General features: G+C 63.8%; 10 protein-coding genes. 9 read left to right on the forward strand and 1 reads right to left on the reverse strand.

The annotated features are described in order from the left end of the window. The first annotated feature begins 119 nt into the window (after window positions 1–119). The 7 genes from EN879_RS11010 to EN879_RS11040 all read left to right on the forward strand — a co-directional run bounded on the left by EN879_RS11010 (window position 120) and on the right by EN879_RS11040 (window position 8,879). Window positions 120–1,112 (forward strand): membrane dipeptidase, encoded by a 993-nt coding sequence (locus EN879_RS11010; protein WP_082826414.1) that lies wholly within the window; start codon window positions 120–122, stop codon window positions 1,110–1,112. A gap of 312 nt (window positions 1,113–1,424) precedes the next feature. Continuing rightward, window positions 1,425–2,984, forward strand: a complete 1,560-nt coding sequence (locus tag EN879_RS11015) for an ABC transporter substrate-binding protein (RefSeq protein WP_063167555.1) — start codon at window positions 1,425–1,427, stop codon at window positions 2,982–2,984. A gap of 52 nt (window positions 2,985–3,036) precedes the next feature. Beyond that, window positions 3,037–3,984 (forward strand): ABC transporter permease, encoded by a 948-nt coding sequence (locus EN879_RS11020; protein WP_063167554.1) that lies wholly within the window; start codon window positions 3,037–3,039, stop codon window positions 3,982–3,984. Between the two features lie 22 nt (window positions 3,985–4,006). Further along, the gene (locus EN879_RS11025; RefSeq protein WP_082826413.1) at window positions 4,007–4,852 is read left to right on the forward strand and encodes an ABC transporter permease; all 846 of its coding nucleotides are present in this window, start codon (window positions 4,007–4,009) and stop codon (window positions 4,850–4,852) included. Further along, window positions 4,849–5,832, forward strand: a complete 984-nt coding sequence (locus EN879_RS11030) for an ABC transporter ATP-binding protein (protein ID WP_063167553.1) — start codon at window positions 4,849–4,851, stop codon at window positions 5,830–5,832. Before EN879_RS11025 ends, EN879_RS11030 begins: the two co-directional genes overlap by 4 nt. Then, the gene (locus EN879_RS11035; protein WP_127274053.1) at window positions 5,829–6,803 is read left to right on the forward strand and encodes an ABC transporter ATP-binding protein; all 975 of its coding nucleotides are present in this window, start codon (window positions 5,829–5,831) and stop codon (window positions 6,801–6,803) included. The genes EN879_RS11030 and EN879_RS11035 overlap by 4 nt, the downstream gene beginning before the upstream one ends. Before the next feature lie 48 nt (window positions 6,804–6,851). Next, a complete protein-coding gene (locus EN879_RS11040; RefSeq protein ID WP_063167552.1) occupies window positions 6,852–8,879 on the forward strand; it encodes a CocE/NonD family hydrolase in 2,028 nt (675 codons plus the stop codon). A 17-nt stretch (window positions 8,880–8,896) separates the two neighbouring features. Here the strand turns inward: EN879_RS11040 and EN879_RS11045 are convergent, their stop codons facing one another. Beyond that, a complete protein-coding gene (locus EN879_RS11045; protein WP_063167551.1) occupies window positions 8,897–9,799 on the reverse strand; it encodes a LysR family transcriptional regulator in 903 nt (300 codons plus the stop codon). 101 nt (window positions 9,800–9,900) lie between these two features. Between EN879_RS11045 and EN879_RS11050 the strand changes: the two genes are divergently transcribed. Both EN879_RS11050 and EN879_RS11055 read left to right on the forward strand, forming a co-directional pair. Next, window positions 9,901–10,890 (forward strand): zinc-dependent alcohol dehydrogenase family protein, encoded by a 990-nt coding sequence (locus EN879_RS11050; RefSeq protein ID WP_063167550.1) that lies wholly within the window; start codon window positions 9,901–9,903, stop codon window positions 10,888–10,890. A gap of 231 nt (window positions 10,891–11,121) precedes the next feature. Then, window positions 11,122–11,228 (forward strand): zf-TFIIB domain-containing protein (locus EN879_RS11055; protein WP_206520933.1); only part of this gene is annotated, 107 nt, incomplete at its 3' end.

Below are 11,228 nucleotides of genomic sequence, written 5' to 3' on the forward strand. Positions count from 1 at the left end.
GTCTAGACACATGTGTCTGTGGCCTGATACTTGATGCGCACTGCATCTGGATCACACGTCCGGAACGCCGCTTGATCCGGCTTTCCGTTGTGTTGTGTCGCCGAGAGAGCGAGGAAAAAGTGAGCGTTTCGACAGCCGCCCAGGCCATTTTCGACAGTGAAATCATATGGGACGCGCATTCCGGCTTCATGCCGGACCCGGCGGCGGACCTGAACAATCTGCAGATCTGGCGCGACGCCGGCATCGACTATCTGTCGATCGATGTCGGCTTCGACCTGTTGCCCTGGGAGCAGACCGTGCGGACGCTCGCAAATTTCCGCCACTGGATCCTTGCCAATCCCGAGCACTACACGCTGGTCTCCTCCGTCGCGGAAATCCGCAAGGCCAAGCTTGAAGGCAAACTGGCGATCACCTTCGACATCGAGGGCATGAACGCGCTCGACGGCCGCGTCGAGATGGTCGAGTTCTATCACCATCTGGGCGTCCGCCAGATCCTGTTTGCGTACAACAGGAACAATCTGGCCGGCGGCGGTTGCCACGATGTCGAGACCAGCCTGACGGCGTTCGGCCGCGAGGTCATCGACGAGATGAACCGTCTCGGCATGTTCGTCGACGTCACCCACACCGGCTATCGCACCTCGATGGAGGTGATGGAATACTCCAACCGGCCAGTCATCTTCTCGCACTCCAACGCCAAGGCCTTGTGCGGCCATGGCCGCAATATCACCGACGAGCAGATCAAGGCCTGCGCGCGCACCGGCGGCATCGTCGCGATCGTCGGGCTCAATCGTTTCCTGGGAGAGGGACGCACGGACTCGGACAGGCTGGCTGACCACATCGAATATCTCGTCGACCTGGCTGGCCCAAATCATGTCGGCATCGGACTGGACTACGCCTTTCCGGTTGATGTCAAAGGCATCGACCGCATCATTTCCGACAATCCGCAATTCTGGCCCAAGAGCGAATATCCGGAGGGGGCGACGACCTACGCGGCTCCAGGTCAGATGCGCGAACTGACCGAGGTTCTTCTGCGCCGCGGCCAGTCCGAGCAGACCGTGCGCGATGTCCTGGGCGGCAATTTCATGCGCCTGGCGGCTGAAATCTGGAAGTGAGCGGCGGCCGAGAGGCCTATCTCCGCTACAGCTCTTGATCCAGGCCCCACCGAATGGCGGGCCAGGCCATATCGTCTGCGCGATCACATTCCGCCCGTGACTTGCCCAAGTCGACGCGCCGGCGGCGGTCGGAACAGATGTCGAGATTTTCCGCAAGATCGTCCGTATCCAAGATTCGGACGTGCCGGCAAAATTTTCGCTAGACATAGATGTCTATTATTAGCAGTTTTAGCGGACCGACACATTCGGCCCGGCTTGGAGAATGGCCTGCGGCCTGAAAACAAGACAACGAAAACAGCTGAGGGGTAGAGCATGTCCATTCTAGCCGACACCAGGGTTTCGCGCCGCAGCCTGCTCGCCGCAGCCGGCGCTTTCGGCCTCGCCTCAATGGTCAATCCAAAAGTTTCCTGGTCGAGCGACGGGCCGATCCTCAAGGTGCGCTCCTACGCCGACATCCAGACGCTCGACCCTTGCTTCCGGCTGGCGGCGCCTGAAGGCGACATCACCAGCGTCATCTTCGCCGGCCTCGTCGTCACCACGCCTGGCGACAGCTGGGGCTGGCGGCCGATGGCGGCGGAAACGATCAAGCAGCTCGATCCGCTGACCGTCGCCTTCCAGCTGCGCGACAATATCGGCTTCACCGATGGCTACGGCCAGATGACGGCCGAAGACGTCAAGTTTTCGATCGAACGCATCGCCGACCCAGCCAACAAGAGCCCCTATTCCGGCGACTGGGCAACGCTCAAGGAAGTCGAGGTCAAGGACAAGCTGTCGGGGCTGATCCACCTGAAACAAGCCTTCGCGCCGCTGTGGACGTCGACTTTGCCGACGCCGTCCGGCACCATCCTGTCAAAGCGCGCCATCACCGAGCTCGGTGGCAAGATGGGCGTCAAGCCAGTGGCTCAGTCAGGCCCCTACATCCTGAAGGAATGGCTGCCCAAGCAGCGCACGGTGCTGGTCCGCAATCCCGACTGGAAGTACGAGCAAGGTGCCTTCGCGGAAATCCACATTCATCCGATCGAGGACGAGAAGACCGCCGAACTCGGCTATGAGGCCGGCGACCTCGACTACACCTGGACCGCGGTCTCCTCGATCTCGCGCCTGAAGCAGACGCCGCCGCCGAAGACGACAGTGGTGGAGAAGCCTTCGCTGGCCTTTGTCTGGCTCGGCATGAACCAGGATGTCGCTCCCTTCAACAATCTCAACATGCGCCGCGCGGTTCAGTACGCCGTGGACCGCAAGGCGGTGGTCGATGCTGCCTATTTCGGCGCCGCCGCAACCGCCACCGGCATCATCGCGCCCGGCCTGCCCGGCCATCGCGAGAAGAACCTTTTCGATTTCGACCCAGACCGCGCCCGCGACATGATCGCCAAGGAGGGGCTGGCCGGCACGACGATCACGCTCGACATCCTCAACAAGACCGAGCGGCTGACCGCGGCGCAGGTCGTGCAGTCGAACCTGCAGGATGTCGGCCTCAATGTGGAGATCAAGCAGAACGACAGCGGCACCTTCTGGACGCTTGGCGCCAAGGAAGGCGACTACTGGAAGAAGCTGCAGATGATCATCAGCCGCTTCTCCATGCAGCCGGATCCGAGCTGGGCGACTGCCTGGTTCACCCGCGACCAGATCGGCGTCTGGAACTGGGAGCGGTTTTCCAGCGAGGAATTCGACAAGCTCAATGCCGAAGGCATGGTCGAGCTCGACCCGGCGAAACGCGATGTCATCTACAAGAAGCTGCAGGACCTGATGGAGGAGAACGGCAACTACGTTTTCCTGACGCATGAGGTCACCGGCATCATGAATCGAGACACGCTTGTGGCCGGCCTGAAGCCGAACGGCGAGCCCGTGTTCACCGGCTTCAAACCGGCATGATATCGGAGGGCGGGGCTCGCCCCCACCAAAGACCGTCCGACAGGTACCGAAAATGATCCGCTACGCCCTCAAGCGTCTGTGGCTTGGCGCCATCATCATCAGCGTCGCTATGATGATGATGTTCGCCATGGTCTACCTCATTCCCGGCGACCCGGCCTCCGTCGCGCTGGGGCCACGCGCGACGCCGGAGATGATGGAGGCGCTGCGCGTACGCATGGGCCTCGACCAGCCGGTGTGGCGGCAGTTCCTGCACTTCTACGGATCGGTCCTGCGCGGTGACCTGGGCACCGAGGTTCTGTCGAACCGGCCGGTGCTGGACGTGGTGATCGAGCAGCTTCCGTTCACGCTGGCGCTGGTGGTCGGCGGCATCACCTGGTCGGTGGCGCTTGGCATCCCGCTTGGCTGTATCGCCGCGGTGCGCCGAGGCGGCTTTGTCGATCAGGTGATCGGGGTTCTTTCGGTGGCGATGATCGCGGTGCCGTCCTTCGTCGTCGCCATCTATTCGCTGCTGGTGTTCGCGGTCGCACTGCAATGGCTGCCGGCGATCGGCGCCGGCGAACCGGGCGACCTCGCCAGCCGGCTCCAGCACCTCATCCTGCCGTCGCTGGCGGTCGGGCTTGGCTGGATCGGCTACATCTCGCGCATGGTGCGCGCCTCGATGCTGGAGACGCTGGAGGCCAGCCATATCCGCACGGCGCGCGCCTTCGGCCTGACAGAGCACCGGATCGTCTACACCTACGCGCTGCGCATTGCCGTGCTGCCCACGATCACCCTGCTCGGCGTCGGCATCGGCCACATGCTGTCGTCTTCCGTTTTCGCCGAAATCGTCTTCGCCCGCCCCGGCATCGGCAAGCTGGTCTATGAGGCGATCTCGGTGCGCAACTACCCCATCGTCTCCGGAGCCGTGCTGGTCACCACGGTCTTCTTCGTCCTCGTCAACGTAGCGGCCGACATTCTGGTCGGTATCTTGGATCCCCGTGTCAGATCAAGTTTCAACTGAGCTGTCTTCCGGCGGCAGCCGGTTGTCCGGATTGTGGCGCACCGTGCGCGGCATCATGCGCGAGCCGCTCGGCGCCGTCGGCCTGACGCTGGTGACGCTGGTGGTGCTGTCGGCGGTGTTTGCCAGCGCGCTGACCAGCTATGCGCCGAGCAAGATATCGCCGGCCGAACGCTTCGCTTCGCCGAGCCTGCTGCATCTGCTCGGCACCGACCACCTCGGCCGTGATCTTCTGACCCGGGTGCTCTATGGCGGGCGCGTCGCGCTCTTGATCGCGCTGGGCGCGACAGCGGTGTCGCTGGTCGTCGGCGTGGTGCTCGGGCTGATCGCCGGCTATGGGCCGCGCTGGCTCGACAATGTGCTGCTGCTGATCTTCGACGCCGTGAAGAGCTTTCCCACCGTCATGCTGGCGCTGACGCTGGTCACCCTGTTCGGCCCCTCGCTCTATGCGGTGGTGCTGGTGGTGATGCTGGTCAATGTGCCGGGCTATGCCCGCATCATCAGGACGCAGACGCTGGTGCTGAAGTCGGCCGAACATGTCATGGCGGCGCGCTCGATGGGCGCCAGTGCCGGCCGTATCCTGCGCGTCCATATCCTGCCCAACATCATCGGCCCGATCCTGATCCTGATATCGATGGACATTCCCGTGGTGGTGGCGATCGAGGCCGGCATGAGCTTCCTCGGGCTCGGCGTGCGGCCGCCAACGCCGAGCTGGGGCGCGATCCTCAATGACGGCTTTGCCAACATCCGCGATTCCTACTGGATCGTGATTGCCGGCGGCCTGCCCATCGTGCTGACCACACTCGGCTTCACCTTCTTCGGCGAGACGCTGCGCGACCTCTTCGATCCCCGGCTGAAGGGGCGGTCATGACGGTTCTCGCGATCAAGGATCTGAGCGTCGCCTTCCACACCGAGAGTGGGCGACTGGAGGCGCTGAAGCAGGTGAGTTTTTCCGTGCCGGCCAACCGCAGCGTTGGCGTGGTCGGCGAATCCGGCTGCGGGAAGTCGACGCTCATCAACGCCATTCTCGGCCTGCTCGCCGACAATGGCGAGATATTATCGGGCGACATCATCTTCGAGGGCGACAAGAACCTTGCCCGGCTCGACCCCACCGCGATGCGCGGCCTGCGCGGGCAAAGGATCGCCACCGTTTTCCAGGACCCGATGGGTGCGCTCAACCCGGTGCTGTCGGTGGGGCGGCAGATGCGCGACATCCAGTATCGCTCGGGTCTGTCGAAGCGGGACAAGGATGCGCGCTCGGTCGCCATGCTGCGCAAGGTTCGCATTCCCGATCCGGAAAGCCGGCTGACGCAGTTTCCGCACGAATTCTCCGGCGGCATGAAGCAGCGCATCGCCATCGCCATGGCGCTGATGATGGAGCCAGCGCTGCTGATCGCCGACGAGCCGACCACGGCGCTCGATGCGACGCTGGAGGTGGCCACCATCGAACTGCTCAAGGATCTGCAGCGCGACATCGGCTGCTCGGTGCTGTTCATCTCGCATCATCTGGGCGTGATCGCCGAACTCTGCGACGAGATGATCGTGATGTATGCCGGCGAGGTGGTGGAAAGCGGCACGACCCGCGAGATCTTCCACGACGCCCGCCATCCCTACACGCAGAAGCTGCTGGCCTGCGATCCCGCCCGGCTGTCGCAGCGTGTGCCCCGGCTGCCGACGATTGCCGGGACCTTGCCGGACCTGCGCCGCCGACCAAGCGGCTGCGTCTTCCAGCCGCGCTGCGATCGCGCCGACGCCCAATGCCTGACGACGCCTCCCAACGCCCCTGTCGGCGGATCTCATATCGCCCATTGCTGGCACGCGGACGTTCCACTGGGGGCCATGAGCGCATGAACGAAGACCTGCTCCGTGTCAGCGACCTGCGCGTCTCGTTTCGGGTTGGCGGCCTGTCCGCCAGGCTCGCGGGGCGGGCCACCGAAATCGAAGCGGTCTCCGGCGTCAGCTTCACGCTTCAACGAGGCAGCACCTTCGCGCTGGTCGGCGAATCCGGCTCGGGCAAGACGACGCTGGCGCGCACCCTCAACGGTCTTCAGCCGGTGAAAGCAGGCACGATCGTGTTCGAAGGACAGGAACTGCAAGGCCTGTCCAACGCCGCGATGAAACCGGTGCGGCGGCGCATGCCGATGATGTTCCAGGATCCGGTCGGATCGCTGTCGCCGCGGCTCAGCGTGCGCTCGCTGCTGTCGGAGCCTTTCGTCATCCACGGTTTGTCGGATCGCGATCTCAACGCTGAAGTCACACGGCTTCTTGCGCTGGTCGGTCTGCCGCGCGATTTCGCCGACCGCTACCCGCACCAGCTATCCGGCGGCCAGGCGCGCCGCGTCGGCGTTGCGCGGGCGATCGCGCTGGACCCGGTGCTGGGCGTCGCCGACGAGCCGACCGCCGGCCTCGACGTCTCCGTGCAGGGAGAGGTGCTGAACCTGCTCAACGACCTGCGCGACCGCATGGGCCTGTCGATGCTGATCATCACCCACAATCTGCATGTCGTGCGCCAGATCGCCGACCGCATGGCGGTGATGTATCTCGGACGCTTCGTCGAGCAGGGCGAAACCGAAGCGATCTTCCGTGCCCCGCATCATCCCTATACGGCGGCCCTTCTGTCCGCCAACCCCGAGCCCGATCCAGATCGGGTGCACCAGCGCATCACGCTGCCGGCTGACGTTCCGTCCTTGCTGGCGCGCCCCTCAGGCTGCGAGTTTCACACACGCTGCCCGCAGGCCGAGGGCCGTTGCGCGCTGGATGTCCCCGTCCCGGCCTCGGTCGGCGACAGCCGTCTAACCTGCCATTTCCCGCTGAACACATAAGGATCGCCACCGGCGCAAGTGTCGGCCGGGGCGTTGAGAGGAGCCGCCATGCAAGATATCCGCATCGTCACCGATTTCCCGCGCAAAATCCGCGAGATCGAGAATTTGTGGATTCCGATGCCGGATGGCGTCAAGCTGGCGGCGCGTGTCTGGCTGCCGGAAGACGCGGAGAGCGATCCCGTGCCGGCGATCCTCGAATATTTGCCCTATCGCAAGCGTGACGGAACGGTGGAGCGCGATGCGCTGACGCATCCCTATTTCGCCGGTCACGGCTATGCCGGCGTGCGGGTCGATATGCGCGGCTCGGGCGACAGCGAAGGGCTGTGCAAGGGTGAGTATCTGAAGCAGGAGCAGGATGACTGCCTGGTGGTCATCGAATGGCTGGCGAGGCAATCCTGGTGCTCGGGAAGCGTCGGCATGATCGGCATCAGCTGGGGCGGCTTCAACGGGCTGCAGGTCGCGGCCCGCCGGCCGCCGGCGCTGAAAGCCGTCGTTTCGCTGTGCTCGACCGACGACCGCTATAACGACGACGTGCATTATCTCGGCGGCGCGATGATGTGCGACAATCTGATGTGGGGAACCACCGCCTGGGCCATCGCCATGACCCCGCCCGACCCGCTCATTGTCGGCGACCGCTGGCGCGATCTTTGGAAACAACGGCTGAATGGCAATGGCATCTGGATGCAGGACTGGTTTGAACACCAGCGCCGCGACGATTTCTACAAGCACGGTTCGATCTGCGAGGAATATTCCGATGTCGAAATCCCGGTCTACGCCGTCGGCGGCTGGGCCGACGGTTATCCCAATCCGATCTTCCGGATGCTGGAAAAGCTAAGCGGTCCCCGTAAAGGGCTGATTGGACCCTGGGGCCATAAATATCCGCACTTCGCCATGCCGGGACCGCGCATCGGCTTCCTGCAGGAGTGCCTGCGCTGGTGGGATCAATATCTCAAGGGCATAAACACCGGCATTGCCGACGAGCCGATGCTGCGCGCCTGGATTCAAGATCCCGCACGGCCGGCAGCGATCTATGACGAGCGACCCGGCCGCTGGGTCGCGGAGCCGGCATGGCCGGGGCCGGGAATCGGCGAAAAGGTGCTGAACCTTGCGCCGCATGTGCTGAGCGAGGCCAGGGGCGAAGACACGATCCTGGAGATTTCATCGCCGCAGACGGCCGGCCTGTCGTCCGGCGCCTGGTGCGGTTATGGCGTCATGCCTACCTTGCCGGTCGACCAACGCACGGAAGAAGGCAATGCCCTGATCTTCGAGACGGCGCCGTTGACCGAAGCGGTCGAGATCCTCGGTTTTCCCGAATTCGAGGTCAAGCTCTCCTCCGACAAGCCGGTTGCGCTTCTGTCCGCCACGCTGTCGCAAGTGTTCCCGGAAGGTGCTGCCTCGCGCATCAGCTACGGCATCCTCAATCTGAGCCATCGCAACGATGATCTGGACATCGTACCCATGGTGCCGGGCCGGGCGGAGACCGTCCGCATCAAGCTGCGCTGCTGCGGGCAGCGTTTCGAGGCTGGCGAGCGTATCCGGCTGGCACTGGCGACATCGCATTGGCCGATCGTCTTTCCGACCGCCGAGCAGGCGACGCTGTCGATCCATTGCGGGGACAGCCGGCTGATCCTGCCGGTGCGCGCGCCGCAGAAGCTGGACGACACGCTGGGGGCCTTCCTGGCTCCGGAAAGCGCCGCGCCGATGGAGCAGGAGGTTCTGGCCAAGGGCGACGGTTTTCAGCGCTCGGTTTCGACAGACCAGGTCACCAGCGAGACGGTCTACCAAGTCGTCAATGATGGCGGCACGGTGCGGCATCCGCATACGGGAATCGTCCTTTCAGCGAAGCATGTCGACCGGTTCTCCATTCACCCCGACGACCCGACCTCGGCGGTCGGCACCTGCACCTGGGAAAAATCCTATGGCCGCGGCGACTGGCAGGCGCGCCTTTCAGTGACGGCGACGGTGCGCGCGCTGCGCGACGTCTGGCGGATCGAGACCCACATCACTGCCCATGACGGAGACGAGCGGATCGTCGACCGCAGCGAGGTCAAGGAGTATCGGCGCGATCTCAACTGAGCGGCGGCGATTGGCAATCAGGCCATCGATTTCGGCAAGGCGACGGCCAGCGCATCGACGGCCAGCCGCACCTTCAGCGGCAGATGCGGTGTCTGCAGCCAAAGCGCGTGGCAGTCGTAGAGATATCGCGGCTGGTCCGGCAACAGCGCCATCAGCGCGCCGGCCTGAATGCGGTCGCGTACCAGCCACCAGGGCAGCCAGGCCAGCCCCATGCCGTCGGCGGCCGCGTCAGCGATGGCATCGAGATCGTCGAGCCGCAGCCGTCCGGTTGGCGTGATCTCGAGCGTGGGTTGCCCCTCGCGCACAAACAACCACGGGTGAACGACCTGGCCGAGCCGGCGGTAGACAATCGCCTGATGGTCGGCGAGATCCTCGATCCGCTGCGGCTCGCCATGAATTCTGAGATAAGAGGGTGCCGCGCAGACGACCATGCCCTGACGCGCGACGCGACGCGCAATCACCCCCACCTTGTCGTCAAGAGTGCCGGTGCGGATTGCGAGATCGTAGCCGTCCTCGGCAAGATCCGCCAAGCGGTCGGTGAGCGACAGGTCGAGTTCCAGCATCGGATATTGATGGGCCAGCTTCAGCAACACGGGGGTCACGCAATGGCGCCCGAAATGCGCCGGCATGGTGACCCGCAGTTTTCCACGTGGCTCCGAAAACTGTTCGGCGGCGAGCGCATCGGCGGCTTCGGCCTCGGCGAGCACCACCCGACAGCGTTCATAGTAAGCGCGGCCGAAGTCGGTCAGGCTCTGCCGTCGCGTGGTCCGGTTGAGCAGCCGCACGCCCAGCCGCTCCTCAAGAAACCGGACATGCTTGCCGACCATCGGTCCGGAGAGATCAAGCGCGACCGCCGCGGCCGCGAACGAGCCGAGATCGACCGCCTTGACGAACACGGCCATGCTCTCAAGCCGATCCATATTCAGAACTCCTGGTTTCTACTGTTCTTCTCTTACAGCCATTTATCCCTGGCAAGACCGGCTGCATAGCTCATTCGGTTCAGATGATTTGGAGTATCCGAATGACACGCGTAGTTCGCTTTCACCAGCATGGTGGCCCCGAGGTTCTGCGCATCGAGGATGTCGCGCTTTCCCCACCGGGTTCGGGCGAAGTTCAAATCCGGGTCAAGGCACTCGGCCTCAATCGCGCCGAAGCGCTGCTGCGCGCGGCTTCCTATATCGAGACGCCGACGCTCCCCTCGGGGCTTGGCCTCGAGGCAGCGGGCGTCATCGAGGCTATTGGTGTCGGCGTGAAGGATTTCGCGCCGGGCGACAGCGTCAGTGTCATCCCGCCGCAATCGATGATCCGCTGGCCGGCCTATGGCGAGTTTGCCACCTACCCCGCCGGACTTGTCGTCAAGCATCCGCCGTCGCTCGACTGGCAGACGGCAGCGGCCGTCTGGATGCAGTATCTCACCGCCTATGGCGCGCTGATCGATATCGCCGGGCTGCACAGCGGAGACCACGTGGTGATCACCGCAGCCTCGAGCAGCGTCGGGCTTGCGGCAATCCAGATCGCCAACAGGGTCGGTGCAACAGCGATTGCGGTGACGCGGACATCGGCGAAGAGGCAGGCCCTGCTCGATGCCGGCGCGGCTGAAGTCGTCACCTTGGCCGAGGAGGATTTGGCGGCACGGCTGAATGAGATCGCAGGGCCTGAAGGCGTGCGCGTCGTGTTCGATGCGATCGGCGGCCCGATCTTCGAGCCACTCACAGCGGCCATGTCGCGTGGCGGCATCCTCATCGAATATGGCGGTCTCAGCCGCGAGCCGACGCCATTCCCGCTGCCAGCGGTGCTGAGCAAGACGCTGACACTGCGCGGCTACCTCGTCCACGAGATCACCGGCAACCCTGTGAAACTCGAGGCCGCCAAGGCGTTTATCGTCGAAGGTCTGGAGCACGGAACGCTGAGGCCGATCATCGACAGGACCTTCGCGTTCGACCAAATCGTCGAGGCGCACCGCTACCTGGAGTCGAACGAGCAGTTCGGCAAGATCGTAGTGACGATCTGAGATCGTGGTGACGATTTGAATCGTGGTGACTGCCTGAGCAACGCTGGCGAACAAATCATTCTTGCAGGGCAATATCGACCTTGAAGCCGCGGCTTTGCATCCCTAACTGTTCGGTGCGGGCCGGGCCCCTCTGACTGTCGCTTTTGGCGATTGTGATGTCGGACCGCTTTAACGGGCCCGTTTCCATTCTTTCGGTCAAGCGGGCTCATTCCTTTCGGTTTGGAGCCCCGTATGACATCTACTTCCCTCCTCGGTATGGTTTGCCCCTCCTGCCGCGTCGCGCTCGTGATGAGCGAACGCCAGGGTATCGAAATCGACTACTGTCCGCAGTGCCGCGG

Source organism: Mesorhizobium sp. M7A.F.Ca.AU.002.02.1.1 (assembly GCF_003998535.1).
GTDB lineage: Bacteria > Pseudomonadota > Alphaproteobacteria > Rhizobiales > Rhizobiaceae > Mesorhizobium > Mesorhizobium ciceri.